Here is an 18558-nt window from a genome sequence, read left to right as displayed (position 1 = left end):
CCCCTTTGATTACGAACATTGGTCATCGACATGCAAGCAGCCAAGCCGTTATTTGACTATCCCAAGTACTGGGCCGAGTGTTTCGGGCCAGCACCTTTCCTGCCGATGAGCCGGGAAGAAATGGATCAGCTTGGCTGGGATTCCTGCGACATCATCATCGTTACCGGTGATGCGTACGTCGATCACCCGTCGTTTGGCATGGCAATCATCGGTCGGCTGCTGGAGTCGCAAGGCTTTCGCGTCGGGATCATTGCCCAGCCAGACTGGAAATCCAAAGACGACTTCATGAAGCTGGGCGAGCCGAACCTGTTCTTCGGTGTTGCTGCCGGCAACATGGATTCGATGATCAACCGCTACACTGCGGACAAGAAAATCCGCTCCGACGACGCCTACACCCCGGGCGGCATGGCCGGCAAACGCCCGGATCGTGCGAGCCTGGTGTACAGCCAGCGCTGCAAGGAAGCCTACAAGAACGTGCCGATCGTTCTTGGCGGCATCGAGGCTTCGCTGCGTCGCATCGCGCATTACGACTACTGGCAAGACAAGGTGCGCAACTCGATTTTGATCGACGCCTGCGCCGACATTCTGCTGTACGGCAACGCCGAACGGGCGATCGTCGAGGTGGCCAATCGTCTGTCCTGTGGTGAAACCATCGAAAGCATCACTGATGTACGCGGCACTGCGTTCATTCGTCGCGACACGCCTGAAGGCTGGTACGAAGTCGATTCCACGCGCATCGACCGGCCGGGCAAGGTTGACAAGATCATCAACCCGTATGTGAACACCCAGGACACACAAGCCTGCGCCATCGAGCAGGAAAAGGGTCCGGCCGAAGATGCCAACGAAGCCAAGGTCGTGCAGATCCTGTCGAGCCCGCGCATGACCCGCGACAAAACGGTCATTCGCCTGCCGTCCATGGAAAAAGTGCGTAACGACCCGGTTCTGTATGCTCACGCCAACCGTGTATTGCACCTGGAAACCAACCCCGGCAACGCCCGTGCGTTGGTCCAGAAGCATGGCGAAGTCGATGTCTGGTTCAACGCGCCGCCGATTCCGATGACCACCGAAGAAATGGACTACGTGTTCGGCATGCCATACGCACGTATTCCTCATCCTGCTTACGGCGAGGAAAAGATCCCGGCCTACGACATGATCCGTTTTTCGGTAAACATCATGCGTGGCTGTTTTGGCGGCTGCACCTTCTGCTCGATCACAGAGCACGAAGGCCGGATCATCCAGAACCGTTCTCACGACTCGATCATTCGCGAGATCGAAGAGATTCGCGACAAGGTGCCTGGCTTCACCGGCGTCATTTCCGACCTCGGCGGTCCGACCGCGAACATGTATCGCATCGCCTGCAAGAGCCCGGAAATCGAATCCGCATGCCGCAAGCCGTCCTGTGTGTTCCCTGGCATCTGCCCGAATCTGAACACTGACCACTCGGCGCTGATTCAGTTGTATCGCAGTGCCCGTGAACTGCCAGGCGTGAAGAAGATTCTGATCGCCTCCGGCCTGCGTTACGACCTGGCTGTCGAGTCGCCGGAATACGTCAAGGAATTGGTGACCCATCACGTCGGTGGTTACCTGAAGATCGCCCCGGAACACACCGAGGAGGGTCCGCTCAACCAGATGATGAAACCGGGCATCGGTAGCTATGACAAGTTCAAGCGCATGTTCGAGAAGTACTCGAAGGAAGCGGGCAAGGAACAGTACCTGATCCCTTACTTCATCGCGGCCCACCCGGGTACCACTGACGAAGACATGATGAACCTGGCGATTTGGCTCAAGGGCAACGGTTTCCGGGCTGACCAGGTGCAAGCGTTCTACCCCTCGCCGATGGCCAGCGCGACAGCCATGTACCACTCGGGCAAGAACCCGCTGCGCAAGGTCACGTACAAGAGCGACGCGGTCACCATCGTCAAGAGCGAAGAACAGCGCCGTCTGCACAAGGCGTTCCTGCGCTACCACGATCCGAAGGGCTGGCCGATGCTGCGTGAGGCGTTGGAGCGTATGGGGCGTGCTGACCTGATCGGCCCGGGCAAGCATCAGCTGATTCCATCGCATCAGCCAGAGACCGAGGGCTACCAGAGCGCCCGTCGCAAGAACTCGACGCCGGCTGGCAGCCACAAGGTCGCCAGGACCACCAAGATCCTCACGCAGCATATCGGCCTGCCGCAACGTGGCAGCGACGGCAGCAAGCCGTGGGACAAGCGTGAAGAAGCCAAGGCCGCCGCTGCTGCACGCAATAAGCAGGCTGCCAAGGAACGTTCTGACGCTGCCAAGGGCGGGAAGGGTAGCCAAAGCAAGAAACCGTCGCGCCAGCCCGTATTTCCGCGCTGAGCGATGCGGCTGTAAGAGCACGCCAGCTTTCGAGCTGGCGTTTTGCGTCTGGCCTGTTCATTTTTGCTGAAGAGGCCCGCCCTACGCGGCCAGCGTGGCATTCTTGCCCCCAGTCGAGTGCAGTCCAGCATAAATAAACCTGCCCGCCTCATTTCCGTGCGACGCTTGCACCATCGCGCTAACGGTGGCGCGATTTTGGTGCTGTACCTGGCCTGGCGAGCACCAACAGCAGCGAAGGCGCCAACCTTGCCCGGCTGGCATAAGTCTTGCGCGGTTTCGTTACCGTCCAGGCTCGCAGGAGGCACGCCGTGTCGATTCACTTTGCCTTGCACCATGTCACGCGTTACCGCTACGAACGAGCGGTAGAGCTCGGTTCGCAAATCGTGCGCCTGCGCCCGGCGGCTCACAGCCGCACCCGTGTGCTGTCCTATTCGCTGAAAGTCCTGCCTGAAAACCACTTCATCAACTGGCAGCAGGACCCGCAGGGCAATTACCTGGCACGGCTGGTGTTCCCGCAGAAAACCGACGAATTACGCATCGAAGTGGATCTGGTCGGAGAAATGGCGGTGTTCAACCCGTTCGATTTTTTCCTCGAACCCTATGCCGAGAAGATCCCGTTCCGTTACGCCCGGGAAGAGCGCCACGAGCTGTTGCCCTATCTGGAAACGCTGCCGCTGACCCCGAAATTTCAAGCGTATCTGGACAGGATTGATCGTACCCCGGTGCCAGCCATCGACTTTCTGGTCAACCTCAATCAGCGCTTGGCAAACGATATCGGCTATCTGATACGCATGGAGCCGGGGATTCAGACGCCGGAGTTCACCCTTGAGAGCGCATCAGGCTCCTGTCGGGATTCGGCCTGGTTGCTGGTGCAGTTGCTGCGCCATCTGGGAATGGCCGCGCGGTTCGTCTCCGGGTATCTGGTGCAACTCAAAGCCGATGTCGAGGCGCTGGACGGTCCTTCTGGCACTGACGTCGATTTCACCGATCTGCACGCCTGGTGCGAGGTGTATCTGCCGGGTGCAGGCTGGGTGGGTCTTGATGCCACCTCCGGGCTGTTTGCCGGGGAAGGGCACATACCGCTGGCGTGCAGTCCCGAGCCGTCCTCTGCGGCGCCGATCAGTGGTTTGGTCGAGCCGTGCGAAACCCAATTCAGCCACGAAATGTCAGTGCAGCGCATCTGGGAGGCCCCGCGCGTTACCAAGCCCTACACCGAAGAGCAGTGGCTGGACATTCAGGCGTTGGGGCGACAGATCGACAGCGACCTGATCGCCAGCGATGTGCGCCTGACCATGGGCGGCGAACCGACGTTCGTGTCCATCGACGACCGTGACGGCGACGAGTGGCACACCGCTGCGCTGGGCCCGAGGAAGCGCGCGCTTTCTGCCGAGCTGTATCAGCGCATGCGTGCGCATTACGCGCCCCAAGGGCTCGTGCATTTCGGCCAGGGCAAATGGTATCCGGGCGAGCAACTGCCACGCTGGTCGCTGAACTGCTTTTGGCGTCGTGATGGCCAGCCGGTGTGGCGCAACAATGCGTTGATCGCCGATGAGAGCCAGGATTACGGCACTGACGGCGAGATGGCCGGACGTTTCCTGCGCAGTGTCGCCCAAAAGCTGAAGCTGCCGGCGCGCTATGTGTTCCCGGCCTATGAAGACCAGTTCTATTACCTGTGGCGCGAAGGCGCGTTGCCCAAGAACGTGACCGCCCAAGACTCGCGCTTGAACGACGAGCTGGAGCGCGCAAGGCTTCGCAACGTATTCGCTCAGGGCCTGGACAAGGTCATTGGCCATGTCTTGCCGCTGGCACGCACGGCGGCCGATGACCGCTGGCAGAGCGGGCGCTGGTTTCTGCGGGACGAACACTGCCGCCTGGTGCCGGGAGATTCGCCTCTGGGATATCGCTTGCCGCTGGCCTCGCAGCCGTGGGTCAAGGCTGCGGAGTACCCGTACGTTCACCCGACTGATTACAATCAGGAATTCCCTGACCTGCCGGATCGAGATGATGTCCAGAGCCGTCTCAACACGCTGACCGAGCACGAAGATCCCAACGCTGAACGCACGTCGGCCATCGATGAGTCCGCCGACTGGCTGACCCGCACAGCATTGAGTGCACAAGCGCGGGAAGGGCGGCTTTACCTGTTTATGCCGCCCCTGCAATCGCTCGAGGTCTATCTTGAGCTGGTGGTAGCGATCGAAGCGACCGCAGGGGAACTGCAATGCCCGGTATTGTTTGAAGGCTACGAGCCGCCGAGCGATCCACGCCTGGCTAATTTCCGTATCACCCCGGATCCGGGCGTGATCGAGGTCAATGTGCAGCCGTTTTCCAGCTGGGACGAGTTGGTGGAGCGCACCGAGTTTCTCTACGAGCAAGCACGCCTGACCCGGCTGACCACTGAAAAGTTCATGATCGACGGGCGCCACACCGGCACCGGTGGCGGTAATCACTTTGTATTGGGCGGCGCCACACCGGCGGATTCACCCTTTCTGCGCAGGCCCGATCTGCTGCGCAGCCTGCTCAGCTATTGGCACAATCACCCATCGCTGTCCTACCTGTTTTCCAGGCTGTTCATCGGCCCGTCGTCACAGGCCCCGCGCGTCGACGAGGCGCGCAACGACTCGCTGTACGAACTGGAGATTGCCTTCTCGCAAATGCCTGCACCAGGTGAGGAATGCCCGCCGTGGCGGGTGGATCGGTTGCTGCGCAATCTGTTGGTCGACGTCACCGGAAATACACACCGCGCGGAATTCTGTATCGATAAGCTGTATTCACCCGATGGCGCCACGGGCCGGCTGGGGTTGCTGGAATTGCGCGCGTTCGAGATGCCGCCCCACGCGCGCATGAGTCTGGCTCAGCAGTTGCTACTGCGGGCACTGGTCGCGCGCTTCTGGCGCGAACCGTACGCTCCCGCCAAGCTGGCCCGTTGGGGCACAGAACTTCACGATCGCTTCATGTTGTCGCACTTCATCGAGCAGGATTTCGCCGACGTTATCGACGAACTCAACAGCGCCGGTTATCCACTGCGTGCCGAGTGGTTCGCGGCGCATCTGGAGTTTCGATTCCCGAAGGTCGGCGATTACGCGGTCAGCGGCATTGAGCTGGAGCTGCGGCAGGCGCTGGAGCCCTGGCATGTGCTCGGCGAAGAGGGTGCGACCGGTGGGGCGGTGCGTTACGTGGATTCATCGCTGGAGCGCTTGCAGGTGAAAGTCACCGGGCTGCCGCCACAGCGCTACATGCTCACGTGCAATGGCGTCCCGGTGCCGCTGCATCCCACCGGACGGGTTGGCGAGTTCGTCGCGGGTGTGCGCTATCGCGCCTGGCAGCCGTTCAACGCATTGCAGCCCACCATTGCCGTGCACGCGCCGCTGGTCTTCGACATTCTCGACACCTGGATGCAGCGCTCGTTGGGGGGCTGCGAGTATCATGTCGCCCATCCGGGTGGTCGCCATTACGAGAGCTTACCGGTGAACGCCAATGAAGCCGAAAGTCGGCGTCTTTCACGTTTCTTCCGCATCGGCCACACGCCCGGCACCTTGGCAGTACCGGCCCTGACCATCAACGATGAACTGCCGATGACCCTGGATATGCGTTTGCATCGATAGTAGCGCGCCCCGATCAGCCTGACGCTGCATCAGGCTGATTCAGAGAGTGACCGCAGGGAAGCGAGCCACGGTGTGTCATTTTGTCTGCGCTAGTCTCGCATCTTTAGTTGTCTGCCGAGCTTTCCATGCCCGACCCGCTTGACCGATATCCGTTCTCCACGGGTACATACCACGAGATGCTCGACGCCAGCGGTGCCGTTCGCCCGCATTGGCTGCGCTTCTACGAGCATTTGCAACGCAGCACTCCTTCGCAGTTGATTCAGCGTCAGGCATTGCTCGCCCGGCAGATACAGGAAAACGGCGTCACCTATAACGTGTATGCCGATCCCAAAGGCGCGGACCGCCCGTGGGAGCTGGATCTGTTGCCGCATTTGATTCCGGTCGAGGAATGGCAGCAGCTTGCCGAAGGTATTGCCCAGCGCGCGCGCCTGCTCAACGCTGTAGTGGCCGACCTGTATGGCCCGCAGAAACTGATTGTGGACGGGCTGCTGCCGGCCGAGTTGGTGTTCGGGCATAACAACTTCCTCTGGCCATGCCAAGGCATGATGCCGCCGGAGGGCACATTCCTGCACGTTTACGCTGTCGATCTGGCGCGCACGCCTGATGGTCGTTGGTGGGTCACGGCGGACCGCACCCAGGCGCCATCGGGTGCCGGTTACGCGCTGGAAAATCGCTTGATCGTGTCGCGGGCGTTTCCCGAGCTGTACCGCGATCTGCAAGTGCAGCATCAATTCGGCTTCTACCGTGCGTTGCAGGAGACGCTGGCGCGTCAGGCGCCAAGTGGTAACGATACTCCGCTGGTGGTGGTGCTCACGCCGGGGCGTTTCAACGAGAGCTATTTTGAACACCTGTACCTCGCCGGGCAGCTGGGCTATCCGCTGGTGGAGGGCAGCGACCTGACCGTGCGCGATGCCACGGTGTACCTGAAAACCCTCAGTGGGCTGCGCCGCGTGCACGCGATCATGCGCCGTCTGGACGATGACTTTTGCGATCCGCTGGAGCTGCGAACCGATTCGGCGCTCGGTGTTCCGGGCCTGCTGCAAGCGGTACGGCAGGGCCGCGTGCTGGTGGCCAATGCCTTGGGCAGCGGTGTGCTGGAATCGCCGGGGCTGTTGGGTTTCCTGCCGAAGATCAATCAGCACCTGTTCGGTGAGGAGCTGATCCTGCCGTCGATTGCCACGTGGTGGTGCGGCGAGCCTGCGGTTCTCGCTAAGGCTTTGGAAAAGATGCCTGAACTGCTGATCAAGCCGGCGTTCCCGTCGCAAAGCTTCGCCCCGGTGCTTGGCCGTGATTTGAATGACGAGCAACGCCACGCCCTGGCCACGCGCATGCAGGCGCGGCCTTACGCTTACGTCGCGCAAGAGCTGGCGCAACTGTCCCAGGCGCCGGTCTGGCAGGGGGCTGATGTGCAGTTACAGCCCCGGGCCCTCGGCATGCGGGTCTACGCCGTGGCCACGGCCGATGGCTATCGCGTGCTGCCGGGTGGGCTGACCCGCGTGGCTGCCGATGCCGATGCCGATGTGGTGTCGATGCAGCGCGGCGGGGCCAGCAAGGACACCTGGATTCTCGGCGAGCGCACTTGGGGCAGCGAACCGTGGAAAGGCCGTCATTCGCTGGGCGTGCACGATTTGATTCGGCGCGACCCGTATCTGCCCTCGCGGGTGGTGGAAAACCTGTTCTGGTTCGGTCGCTATTGCGAGCGCTGCGACGACAGCGCCCGCCTGCTGCGAATCATGTTCGCGCGTTACATCGACGGTGATGATCCGCTGGCCCTGCAAGCTGCTGTGGAGTTGGGTGAGCGCCTTAACCTGCTGCCCCGTGAGGACAAAGAAGAGAGTACCGAACTGCATGAACGGTTGCTTGCGGCGTTGCTCGGGGATAAACCGTCCAGCCTGCGTTCTAACCTGCAGCGCCTGCAGTGGGCCGCGTCGCAGGTGCGCGGCAAGCTGTCCCGGGAGAACTGGCACGCGCTGGTGGCGTTGCAGCACGAGGCCACGCACCTGGACACCGACACCCCGGACTTCGGCGAACTGCTGGACTTCCTCGATCGGCTGGTGATGTCGCTTGCGGCACTGTCCGGTTTCGCGCTGGATGACATGACCCGCGATGAGGGCTGGCGCTTTCTGATGCTCGGACGCCAGATCGAGCGCCTGCAGTTCTTAAGCAGCAGTCTGGCGGCGTTTTTGCGCAGTGATGCAGCATTCGACCAGGACGCGCTGGGTTGGCTTCTGGAACTGGGCAACAGCAGCATCACCTACCGCTCGCGGTATCTGGCGTTACCGCAGCTGATTCCGGTGCTCGATCTGCTGCTGCTTGATGAACAGAATCCTCACGCCGTGCTGTTTCAGCTCAAGCTGGTGACGCGCTCGGTGAAGCGCTTGAACGATGATTTCGGCGTAGCGCACGACAGCAGCCTGGCAGCGCTGACCCGGCGGCTGGCGGCGTTTGACCTGGGATGTTTGGAGCACGGCCTGTTTGGTGAAAGCAGCGTCAAGACCGCGTTGCACGGGCTGGCGGATCTGCTGCAGCGCATTGGTGACACCAGCGGGCAGGCTTCTGACCGCCTTGCATTGCGCCATTTCGCCCATGTCGATGATGTCAGCCAGCGCACGGTGTCCGTCTGATGAGCAGCGCCCATTACCAGATTTTTCACGACACCCATTACACATACGACACTCCTGTGTCCCTGGCTCAGCAACTGGCGCACCTGTGGCCGCGGCCTTGCCCGTGGCAGCGTTGCCTGGAGCAGGCGTTGGTGATCAGTCCGACGCCCACGACGCGCCGGGATGAGCTGGATGTGTTTGGCAATCCTCTGACCCGGCTGGCCTTCGAGCGCCCCCATGACGAGTTGCAGATTAACGCGCGTCTGCGGATCGAAGTGCTGGAACGTCCTGCGTTGGCATTTCAGCAGTCCGCATCCTGGGACCTGACGCGCAATACGCTCAGTTACAGCGCTTCAAAGATCTCGCCGGAGTTGCTGGAGGCCTGCCGTTATCGTTTCGAGTCGCCCTATGTGCATTTGAAGCAGTCGTTCATCGCATTCTCGGCCAGTTGCTTTCCGGCAGGGCGTCCATTGCTGCTCTGCGCGCAGGCGCTGATGGAAAAGATCTTCGACGAGTTTACGTTCGACAGCGAGGCGACCCATGTAGCGACGCCCTTGATGCAAGTGCTGGAAACCCGGCGTGGTGTCTGCCAGGACTTCGCCCACCTGATGCTGGCCTGCCTGCGCTCGCGTGGGCTGGCGGCGCGTTATGTCAGTGGCTACCTGCTGACCCAACCACCGCCAGGACAGCCGCGTCTGATGGGTGCCGATGCGTCGCATGCCTGGGTGTCGGTGTTCTGCTCGGTGCTGGGCTGGGTAGATTTCGACCCGACCAACAATATTCAACCTGCGCTGGAGCATATCAGTCTGGCGTGGGGACGGGATTTTTCGGATGTGTCACCGCTGCGGGGAGTGATTCTGGGCGGTGGTCATCATGACCCGGAAGTGCGGGTGACCGTGATGCCGATGACGGTCTGAACGGATTCACGGGTGCATTTGTGGGGCAGGCGCGCTCATTGGCGAGTTGCGTCTGCCCACACTAAGTCGGTGGGCCAGCGTCGTAATTCTGTTTATTCAGCCGGCTTGTCTGCTTCCGGCTGTTCAACAGCCTCGCCTTCTTCCGCTACAGGCTCGGCTTTCTCGGCCTGCTTGCGCTGTGCTTTCTCCTCTTTTTTCTGCTCTTTAGCCAGATCGCGTTGACGTTTGGCAAAGGAATAATTGGGTTTGGCCATGGGCAATCCTCGAGGCAGGCGATAAGTTCGGCCATTCTGCCTGAGAACGGCGCGGCTCACACGGCGTTGTGTTTTAAGCCGCTCATTCGTCTCTTGATTCTCAAGGGTAAAACCCGAGGGCTATCAGGCATTGCGCGCACGGCGAGCCCCGGCGCTTCAGTCTTATGGGGCCGGCCGTAACCTGCGCTTGCGCGTAGGCATTGGGCGCAAACAGACGATGAACGCGCAATCGAGCAGCATGAAATACGTTCTGGGGAGTGAAGAACACTCATCTTGAAAGACCCTGTATCGTAAACGTCCTGATGCTCTCGATGGCGCTGAGAATGGCCATCCAGACATGTTTCATAATATGTAGTTGTTAAATTGTTTAGAGTTAGGGCACTCTTTGTATACAAAAAATCAAGAGCTACCCCCATTCCGGAGACTCACCATGATTCGCAAGCTTGTTGCTGCATCCCTGTTGACCCTGGCCAGCGGCCACCTGTTGGCTGCCGAGTGCTCGGTGGATGTCGACTCCACGGATCAGATGTCCTTCAGCACCAAAGCCATCGAAATCGACAAAAGCTGCAAGGAGTTCACCATCAACCTGAAGCACTCCGGCAGCCTGCCGAAGAACGTCATGGGCCACAACCTGGTGATCAGCAAAGAAGCTGACATGTCGTCGATCGCCACCGACGGTCTGAGCGTCGGAATTGATAAGGATTACCTGAAAGAGGGCGACGCGCGCGTCCTTGCTCACACCAAGGTCATTGGCGCGGGCGAGACCGATTCGCTGAAGATTGATGTTTCCAAGCTCGATCCGGCAGAAAAATACGGTTTCTTCTGCTCTTTCCCAGGCCACATCGGCATGATGAAAGGCACTGTAACGCTGAAGTGATTCACGTAGCGGGGCGGTCACGATGCTGGCTGCCCCGGCTACGCGTGGGAGACACCGTCTGTTCACGCCCGCTTCGAGTCGGTCATCGTGAAAATCCCCTGTGCGTTGCTGCTGTCGAAATTCAGATCGATCTTTCCGCTCTCGGGATCGATCTTGCGCTGAATGAATTCGACGAACGACCCCGGCACCTGATGCGCCTTGAGCACGCCCTCAGTGTTCAGCAGATCTCGGCTCACGCTGCAGGCCTTGTACGCCGTCTGCATCACACGACCCGACCCTGACACCTCGATGCTGTCCTTCATCGGTCGCTCGCGGCGACGCTGCTCTTGGACCATGGCCTCCAGGTTTTCCACTCGATCCGTGAGGTGGTTGAAGCTATTGCCCTCGGTAGCGATCCAGGCCATTTCTGCGCTCTCACTGAGCAACTGATGGTAGTCGGCTTCCTGAACGTCACCATGTTGGCGGCCGAACGCACGGCACAGGCCCGGCAGCAGGCGTGAGGCCTCTTCGGAGCTGCAATGGTGGGTGTCTCGCAGACGTTCGAGAATACTCAAGTCGTCGCTGCTCAGTGGGTCGCGGCTTGAACCCACAACACGGCTTACAGCCTGCCCAAATGCCTGGCTCAGACGTCCCGGATGCAACTCGGAAACGAAAAACTGCGCGATGTTTTCAGGCAGATCCATTTGCCGATAACCCCAGCCGGTCATGTTCAGCTTGGTGAGCGGATAGGTACGCACGTCAGTGAACCCCAGCGGCTCGAGCAGTCGCGAGAAGGCCAGCCGCCCCCGTGGCAGCTCGCCGATGTGCGCCCAGTCCACGGTGCGGATGGCGCCGTGATCGAACACCACTTTGCGCCCGCTTTCGAATTGCTCGTCGACATACCGCAGGCCATCCGGCACCGCTTCCACCAGTTTATGGAACAGGCACAGGTTCAGCGCTTCGGCCAGCCAGACACGATGAATCGCATCGTCGGACCAGGAAAAGTTCTGCAGTGCTTGAGGGACTTCGACACGGCGTTCCAGCCAGTCTGCGGCAGGCTGGCCGACAGTTGCAGCAACGAGGGAGAAAAGGCGTGGAAAAGCATTCATGGATAGCGGCTCTGAGCGAGAAAGTCAGGACGCTATGTAAGCCCCGATGGCAAACGCCATCAAGCGAAAAAAAACGACGGGTTCATTCCTTTTCAGAATGAACAGAGAGGTATTTCGCACATCGTGTTGAGCAACACAAACAACTGTGGGAGCGAGCTTGCTCGCAAAGAGTTCGGGTCAGGACCCGACAATATGTCGGGCCTGATGCACGCTCCGCGAGCCAGCTCGTCCCACAGGTTTTCTTCTTACTCCCGCATCGTGTGCCCTAAGACGCTTTCAAGGCGCGTAGGGAAGATCGCGCTTGTGCTGGGTCTTGCGGTAGGTATTGACGATGATATCGAACGCTTCCTGACGCAGCGGCTGGTCATGCAGGAAGGCATCGATCTCGGCGTAGGTCACGCCATGGGACGCTTCGTCCGGTTTACCGGGGACCAGGTCTTCGAGGTCAGCAGTCGGAATTTTCTCGACCAGGTATTCCGGCGCCCCGAAGCTGCGAGCGATGGCGCGTACCTGATTCTTCACCAGACCGCTCAATGGCGCGAGGTCGCAGGCGCCATCACCGAATTTGGTGAAGAAACCCATCACCGCTTCGGCCGCGTGGTCGGTGCCGATCACCAGGCCACCGCGTACGCCAGCAATGGTGTACTGCGCGACCATGCGCGTACGCGCTTTGATGTTGCCTTTGACGAAGTCGACGGCTGCGTCGGGCTGACCTTCGAATGCCTTGACCTGCTCGGCCAGTGCCTTGACCGATGGCGCGATGTCGACCGTGTGGCGCTCGTCCGGATTGATGAAATCCACCGAGGCCGTGGCTTCGTGTTCATCGTGCTGGATGTGATACGGCAGGCGCACGGCGATGAACTGGTAGGCGTTATCGCCGGTGCTCTCGCGCAATTGGCGAACGGCGCGCTGCGCTAACAGGCCCGCTGTCAGCGAATCAACGCCGCCGCTGATGCCCAATACCAGCACTTTCAGGCGGGCATTTAGCAGGCAGTCCTTGATGAACTGAACCCGGCGGGCGACCTCGGTTTCAAGCTCGCCCTGATTGGCGAAGGGCGCCTGAACCTTAAGCGCCCTGGCGATCTCGAGCTGTACGGCTTGCATGATTGACTCCTTTTTCAGAAGAAGAAAAATAGGCATTCAAAAGGGTAAACGCGGTGCTCGAATCAGGCTGGCACCTTGAATACGTGACGCAGATAGGACACGAACTCCGGATCCTTGCATTGCGTCTTGCCGGGCTCGTCGGAAATCTTTGCCACCGGCTGCCCCGCACAAGCTGTCATTTTGAGCACGATGCTCATGGGGTCGGTGCCCGGTACGTCGGCGGTGAGGTTGGTGCCAATACCGAAGCTCACGTTGATCCGACCACGCAGGGCGCGAAATATTTCCAGCGCCTTGGGCAGGTTCAGGCCATCGGAGAACACCAGGGTTTTGCTCATCGGATCGATGCCGAGACGCTGGTAATGGGTGATGCATTTTTCGGCCCACTGCACCGGGTCCCCCGAATCGTGACGCAGACCATCGAACAGCTTGGCGAAGAACAGATCGAAATCGGTCAGGAAGGCGTCCGTGGTGATGCAGTCGGTCAGGGCAATGCCCAGCAGACCGCGGTATTCGCGTACCCAGCAATCGAGCGCGGCGATCTGGCTGTCGATCAGACGAGGGCCCAGTTGCTGATGCGCCATGATCCATTCGTGGGCCATGGTGCCCAGCGGCTTGAGGTCGAACTTGCGCGCCAGATAGACGTTGCTGGTGCCGACGAACTGGCCGGGGAAGTCCTTTTTCAACACCGAAACGACGTCTTCCTGCACCGCGAACGAGAAGCGCCGACGGGTGCCGAAATCGGCGACTTTCAGCTCTGCCAGCTCATCAGCGGTGGCAGTGGCGGTCAGCCAGTCGAACTTGCGATACAGCTGGTCGCGGGCCTGGCTCAGCAGGGTATCTGGGTGGCGATGACGATTGCGGACTTCGCTGACGATGGCCAGGATCGGCACCTCGAACAGGATCACATGCAGCCAGGGGCCAGAGAGACGGATGCACAGCTCGTCGTTCTCGATACTGGTCTGCACATAGCGCAGGTTGAACCGGAACAGGCCGAGAAAACGCAGAAAATCCGGTTTCATGAAGTTGATGCGCTCCAAAAACCCGGTTTCTTCGGCGCTCAGCGACAGATCGCACAGCTGCTCGATCTGATGACGGATGTCCGCCAGATAAGGGCGCAGGTCTTCCCCGTTGCGGCAGCGGAACTCCCATTCCACGTCGACGTTGGGGTAGTTGTGCAGTACAGCCTGCATCATGCTCAGCTTGTAGAGGTCGGTATCGAGCAGGTTCTGAACGATACGACCTGCAAAAGCGCTCTCACTCATTGTGTCGCTCCAGCCAGCAGTGGCCGCAAATGTGCGGCTTAAGAAAACCGAGTCGGTGACGCATACAGCCTTGTGGCGACGGCAGATATCGGCTCCATGCCACTACGCCCGGCTTGTCAGTGACGATGGCGAACATAATGCCAGTCGTCGCCCGGTTGAGGCACAAATGTTTCACCCGCGCCGCGCTGCCTGTATGACCTGTGTGGGGGTCGATTCATTCGCGCACGGACGGCTCACTAGACACATCTTTGTCGTCTGTGCCAGGGCAGTGCGAATGGCTTCGCTCTCACAAGGCCATGCGCCTGATCGCTCACTGCGGCGTCGGCTGATCCAGTTGCTCCAGCATCCATTCCACGAACACCCTGATTTTAGGCACTTCCGCTGCGTGTTCCGGGTAGGCCAGGTAATACGCATCATGGCTGGGCAGCGCGTGCGGCCATGGGATGACGAGTTTGCCGTCCGCCAGTTCTTCCTCCACCAGAAACCTTGGCATCAGCGCGACTCCGCAGCCCACTTGCGCGGCGCGGATGCACATATAGAACGTTTCAAAGCGCGGTCCGTGGTAACTGTGCTCAGTCTGGTAACCCTGGCTGTCGAACCATTCATGCCAGCCCTGCGGACGATGAGCGTTTTGCAGCAGCACCAGGTCGGCGAGCTGGGTCGGATCGGTAAAGGGTTGATCGGGGAGGCTGGCGGGAGAACAGACCGGGACCAACTCCTCTGCGAACAGCCTGATGCTTTCCGCGCCGGGGCGGGCCCCCTGACCGAAATAGAACGACAGGTCACACCGGGCCCGGGCCAGGTCATCGCTTTCCTGCTCGTTCACCAGGTCCAGATGAATGTGCGGATGACGAAGACGCCAGCCCTTCAGGCGTGGGACAAGCCAGCGCGCGCCGAAGGTCGATGGCGTGGAGACCCGCAGGACTTGCGTCTCACCGCCGTAGGAGCGCAGAAAATGCGTAGACATCTCCATCTGCGTAAGGATTTTGCGCACCTCTGCCAGGTACAGCGCGCCGGCTGGCGTCAATTGCAGGCGTCGACGCACGCGCCTGAACAGCAGATGCTGAACCATGTCTTCCAGCTGTGCGACCTGCTTGCTGACCGCGCTTTGTGTCAGGTTCAGCTCTTCGGCGGCGCGGGTGAAGCTCAGGTGCCGGGTCACCGCTTCGAAACATTGCAGCGCGGTCACGGAGGGCAGATGACGTTTGTTCAGCATAGTCAGGCGTGCTCGGCGTCAGCATGAAAAAACGGAATGATATCTCGCTTAATGGTCGTTTGTTCACCCGCGTTGACCCAGCTATTACTAGACGCTGACGAAACGACCGAAAGTTCAGCATTCCGCATTCGCGTTAACGCCTAACCAGAATCAGGAGAAATCATGCTCAACGCTCCGCTAAGCGACTTACTTAAAAACCTCGATGTGGACCCCGCGCTCTACCAAAACGGCGATAAGCCGGTTCACACGCCAATCGATGGCAGTCAGGTTGCTTCGGTGAGCTGGGAGGGCGCGGCCGAGGTCGAGCAACGCATCACCCGCGCCGATCACGCTTTTGAAGCCTGGCGCAAAGTGCCTGCTCCGCGTCGCGGCGAACTGGTTCGCCTGTTTGGTGAAGCCCTGCGCAAGCACAAGGCCGATCTGGGCGAACTGGTGTCGTGGGAAGCCGGCAAAATCACCCAGGAAGGTCTGGGTGAAGTGCAGGAGATGATTGATATCTGCGACTTTGCGGTCGGCCTGTCCCGGCAGATCTACGGCCTGACCATCGCCTCCGAGCGCCCCGGCCACCACATGCGTGAGACCTGGCATCCGCTAGGCGTGGTTGGCGTGATCAGCGCGTTCAACTTCCCGGTTGCAGTCTGGTCGTGGAACACCGCGCTGGCGCTGGTGTGCGGCAACTCGGTGATCTGGAAACCGTCGGAAAAGACCCCGCTCACCGCGCTGGCCTGTCAGGCGCTGTTCGACCGGGTCGCGGCTGAGTTCGCCGACGCACCGCAATACCTGGCCCAGTGCGTGATCGGCGGTCGTGAGGCCGGCGAAGCGCTGGTGGATGATGCTCGTGTGGCGTTAATCAGTGCCACCGGCAGCACCCGCATGGGGCGCGAAGTGGCGCCGAAGCTCGCCGCACGTTTCGCCCGCAGCATTTTGGAACTGGGCGGCAACAACGCCATGATCCTGACCCCAAGTGCCGACCTGGACTTGGCCGTGCGCGCCGTGCTGTTCAGCGCAGTGGGCACCGCCGGTCAACGTTGCACCACGTTGCGTCGGCTGATCGCGCACGCTTCGGTCAAGGCCGAATTCGTCGAGCGTCTGAAAGCGGCCTACGCCAAAGTGCGCATTGGTCATCCGCTGGAAGGCAATCTGGTCGGTCCGCTGATCGACAAGCAGAGTTTCGACAACATGCAGCAAGCGCTGGAGCAGGCCCTGAGCGAGGGTGGCCAGGTGTTCGGTGGCAAGCGTGAGTTGGCCGACACATTCCCCAGCGCCTATTACGTGTCGCCTGCCATCGTCGAGATGCCGGAGCAGAGCGATGTGGTGCGCAGCGAAACCTTCGCGCCTATTTTGTACGTGGTCGGTTACGACGAATTCAGCGAAGCGGTGCGCCTGAACAACGACGTGCCGCAAGGCCTGTCCTCGTGCATTTTCACGACGGACCTGCGCGAGGCCGAGCAATTTATTTCGGCACTGGGCAGCGATTGTGGTATCGCCAACGTCAACATCGGCCCGAGCGGTGCAGAGATCGGCGGTGCGTTCGGTGGCGAGAAGGAAACCGGTGGCGGTCGCGAGTCGGGTTCGGATTCCTGGAAAGGCTACATGCGTCGTCAGACCGCGACGGTTAACTACTCTCGCGAACTGCCGTTGGCCCAAGGCATTACCTTTGACTGACCTGTGCGGTGCACAGGCGGCCCGCTCTCAAAGAGCATGCGTGTCTGTTGCGCGCATCGCTTTGTGGTGATCGTGCCCACGCTCTGCGTGGGTATGCGCTGATAGACGCTCTGCGTCTGCTGGTGTGTGACGCAGAGCATCACTGGATGCGCTCCTAAGCGCAGTGCAGGAACGATCGGTCAGTCCATTTGAATCATCGTTGTCTCTTTCCGAGGTGTTGCGATGCCGCTACGCGGAGAATGTCTGTGGGAAACGCTGACGCCGCAAAGGCCGCAAGCGCCAGGGTTAAACAGGGAGGTGACCGTTGATGTATGCGTCATCGGCGCGGGCATCACGGGATTGTCGGCGGCGATTCATGTGCTCGAACGAGGCAAAAAGGTCGCCATTGTCGAGGCTCATCGCACTGGGCAGGGCGGCTCGGGACGTAACGTGGGGTTGGTTAATGCCGGGTTGTGGATCCCGCCCGACGAGATCGAAGCCGGTTTCGGCGAAAAAGTCGGCAGCCAGCTCAACAGCATGCTTGGCAATGCCCCGTCTCTGGTTTTCAGCCTCATAGAAAAATACGCCATCGACTGCCAGGCCACGCGCAAGGGCACGCTGCACATGGCGCATAACGTCAAGGGCGAAATTGACCTGCGCAGCCGCGAAGAACAATGGCGCCGTCGCGATGCGCCCATCGAGCTGCTCACCGGCAAAGCCTGCCAGCAAGCCACAGGCACCAAGGAAATCACTTCGGCACTGCTCGACCACCGAGCAGGCACCATCAACCCGATGGCTTACACCAGTGGTCTTGCCGCTGCCGTTACCTGGCTCGGCGGCGAGCGTTACGATCACTCGCCGGTCAAGCGTCTGGAGCGCCAGGACCAGCGCTGGTGCGTGATCACCGAGCATGGCTCGGTCATTGCCGATCAAGTGGTCATTGCTTCCAATGCCTACACCGAAGGGCAGTGGACCGACGTTCGCCGCGGTTTCTTCCCCGGTTATTACTACCAGGTCGCTTCAGTGCCGCTCACCGAAGACGCTGCTCGGCAGATTCTGCCTGGTGGCCAAGGCGCCTGGGACACGCGTCAGGTCCTGAGCAGCATTCGTCGCGATGCCGATGGGCGCCTCTTGCTGGGCAGTCTGGGCAACGGCAATCAGAAGCCGGCCTGGTTCCTCAAGGCCTGGGCTGACCGCGTGCAGCGGCATTACTTCCCCTACCTGAACAAGGTCGAGTGGGACTGCACCTGGACCGGCTGCATCGACTTTACGCCCGATCACCTGCTGCGCATGTACGAGCCTGCACCAGGACTGGTCGCGATGACCGGTTACAACGGGCGCGGCAATACCACCGGTACTGTCGTTGGCAAGGCGTTCGCGGATTACCTGTGCAGCGGTAACACGCATGCGCTGCCGGTTCCGTTCACTCCCATGCAGCCACTCTCCGCCATCGGCTTGCGTAGCGCCTTGCATGAGGCTGGCTTTTCGCTATACCACGCCGGACAGTGCCTTCGAGTGGTGGTCTGAGAGGGTGTTGGTTCGTTGATCTGCGCTGATGTGCGCAGGTATTAGCCTCACATGGTGCGTCCCGTAGCGATTGCGCACCGAGGGTGTGCAGTTCGGTGACGCAGGCTGTAACAACAGGGTTGTA

At 60.4% G+C, this 18558-nt stretch carries 12 protein-coding genes; 7 read left to right on the top strand and 5 right to left on the bottom strand.

All coding sequences use genetic code 11. The features are described 5' to 3' along the window. Window positions 1–30 precede the first annotated feature (30 nt). The 4 genes from EC915_RS12830 to EC915_RS12815 all read left to right on the top strand — a co-directional run bounded on the left by EC915_RS12830 (window position 31) and on the right by EC915_RS12815 (window position 9462). Window positions 31–2340 carry a YgiQ family radical SAM protein gene (locus EC915_RS12830; protein WP_133750907.1) on the top strand — a complete coding sequence of 770 codons (2310 nt, stop codon included), beginning with the start codon at window positions 31–33 and terminating at the stop codon, window positions 2338–2340. Between the two features lie 308 nt (window positions 2341–2648). Further along, window positions 2649–5942 (top strand): DUF2126 domain-containing protein, encoded by a 3294-nt coding sequence (locus tag EC915_RS12825; RefSeq protein WP_133750906.1) that lies wholly within the window; start codon window positions 2649–2651, stop codon window positions 5940–5942. A gap of 125 nt (window positions 5943–6067) precedes the next feature. Continuing rightward, window positions 6068–8566, top strand: coding sequence for a circularly permuted type 2 ATP-grasp protein (locus EC915_RS12820; protein ID WP_133750905.1), 2499 nt, complete (start codon window positions 6068–6070; stop codon window positions 8564–8566). Next, entirely contained in the window at window positions 8566–9462 is an 897-nt protein-coding gene (locus tag EC915_RS12815) for a transglutaminase family protein (protein ID WP_133750904.1), read from the top strand. The genes EC915_RS12820 and EC915_RS12815 overlap by 1 nt, the downstream gene beginning before the upstream one ends. Before the next feature lie 92 nt (window positions 9463–9554). Here the strand turns inward: EC915_RS12815 and EC915_RS24825 are convergent, their stop codons facing one another. Further along, on the bottom strand, window positions 9555–9716 hold the full coding sequence (locus EC915_RS24825) for a hypothetical protein (protein WP_166650977.1): 162 nt from the start codon (window positions 9714–9716) through the stop codon (window positions 9555–9557). Window positions 9717–10146: 430 nt separating this feature from the next. Between EC915_RS24825 and azu the strand changes: the two genes are divergently transcribed. Beyond that, entirely contained in the window at window positions 10147–10593 is a 447-nt protein-coding gene (azu, locus tag EC915_RS12810) for an azurin (protein ID WP_133750903.1), read from the top strand. A gap of 62 nt (window positions 10594–10655) precedes the next feature. Here the strand turns inward: azu and EC915_RS12805 are convergent, their stop codons facing one another. The 4 genes from EC915_RS12805 to EC915_RS12790 all read right to left on the bottom strand — a co-directional run bounded on the left by EC915_RS12805 (window position 10656) and on the right by EC915_RS12790 (window position 15263). After that, the gene (locus tag EC915_RS12805) at window positions 10656–11681 is read right to left on the bottom strand and encodes a 2-oxoadipate dioxygenase/decarboxylase family protein (RefSeq protein WP_133750902.1); all 1026 of its coding nucleotides are present in this window, start codon (window positions 11679–11681) and stop codon (window positions 10656–10658) included. A gap of 276 nt (window positions 11682–11957) precedes the next feature. Then, window positions 11958–12785, bottom strand: a complete 828-nt coding sequence (nadE, locus tag EC915_RS12800) for an ammonia-dependent NAD(+) synthetase (protein ID WP_133750901.1) — start codon at window positions 12783–12785, stop codon at window positions 11958–11960. 62 nt (window positions 12786–12847) lie between these two features. After that, window positions 12848–14047 carry a nicotinate phosphoribosyltransferase gene (gene pncB / locus EC915_RS12795; protein ID WP_133750900.1) on the bottom strand — a complete coding sequence of 400 codons (1200 nt, stop codon included), beginning with the start codon at window positions 14045–14047 and terminating at the stop codon, window positions 12848–12850. Window positions 14048–14357: 310 nt separating this feature from the next. Continuing rightward, window positions 14358–15263: a LysR family transcriptional regulator gene (locus EC915_RS12790; protein ID WP_133750899.1), complete on the bottom strand. Its 906-nt coding sequence runs from the start codon at window positions 15261–15263 to the stop codon at window positions 14358–14360. A gap of 162 nt (window positions 15264–15425) precedes the next feature. Here EC915_RS12790 and EC915_RS12785 point away from each other — a divergent pair, with 162 nt between their 5' ends. Together EC915_RS12785 and EC915_RS12780 are read left to right on the top strand one after the other, a co-directional pair. Then, window positions 15426–16928: an aldehyde dehydrogenase family protein gene (locus tag EC915_RS12785; RefSeq protein WP_133750898.1), complete on the top strand. Its 1503-nt coding sequence runs from the start codon at window positions 15426–15428 to the stop codon at window positions 16926–16928. A gap of 222 nt (window positions 16929–17150) precedes the next feature. Beyond that, window positions 17151–18434: an FAD-binding oxidoreductase gene (locus tag EC915_RS12780; protein ID WP_133750897.1), complete on the top strand. Its 1284-nt coding sequence runs from the start codon at window positions 17151–17153 to the stop codon at window positions 18432–18434. Window positions 18435–18558: the final 124 nt, after the last annotated feature.

Source organism: Pseudomonas sp. LP_7_YM, from assembly GCF_004364435.1.
Lineage (GTDB): Bacteria > Pseudomonadota > Gammaproteobacteria > Pseudomonadales > Pseudomonadaceae > Aquipseudomonas.
Note: the sequence above shows the minus strand (reverse complement) of the source record. Positions and strands in the feature narration are given on the sequence as shown.

Coding starts and splice junctions, on each gene's coding strand:
- EC915_RS12830 (WP_133750907.1), top strand. CDS start 31: ATGCAAGCAGCCAAGCCGTTATTTGACTATCCCAAGTACTGGGCCGAG.
- EC915_RS12820 (WP_133750905.1), top strand. CDS start 6,068: ATGCCCGACCCGCTTGACCGATATCCGTTCTCCACGGGTACATACCAC.
- EC915_RS12815 (WP_133750904.1), top strand. CDS start 8,566: ATGAGCAGCGCCCATTACCAGATTTTTCACGACACCCATTACACATAC.
- EC915_RS24825 (WP_166650977.1), bottom strand. CDS start 9,716: ATGGCCAAACCCAATTATTCCTTTGCCAAACGTCAACGCGATCTGGCT.
- azu (WP_133750903.1), top strand. CDS start 10,147: ATGATTCGCAAGCTTGTTGCTGCATCCCTGTTGACCCTGGCCAGCGGC.
- EC915_RS12805 (WP_133750902.1), bottom strand. CDS start 11,681: ATGAATGCTTTTCCACGCCTTTTCTCCCTCGTTGCTGCAACTGTCGGC.
- nadE (WP_133750901.1), bottom strand. CDS start 12,785: ATGCAAGCCGTACAGCTCGAGATCGCCAGGGCGCTTAAGGTTCAGGCG.
- pncB (WP_133750900.1), bottom strand. CDS start 14,047: ATGAGTGAGAGCGCTTTTGCAGGTCGTATCGTTCAGAACCTGCTCGAT.
- EC915_RS12790 (WP_133750899.1), bottom strand. CDS start 15,263: ATGCTGAACAAACGTCATCTGCCCTCCGTGACCGCGCTGCAATGTTTC.
- EC915_RS12785 (WP_133750898.1), top strand. CDS start 15,426: ATGCTCAACGCTCCGCTAAGCGACTTACTTAAAAACCTCGATGTGGAC.
- EC915_RS12780 (WP_133750897.1), top strand. CDS start 17,151: ATGCCGCTACGCGGAGAATGTCTGTGGGAAACGCTGACGCCGCAAAGG.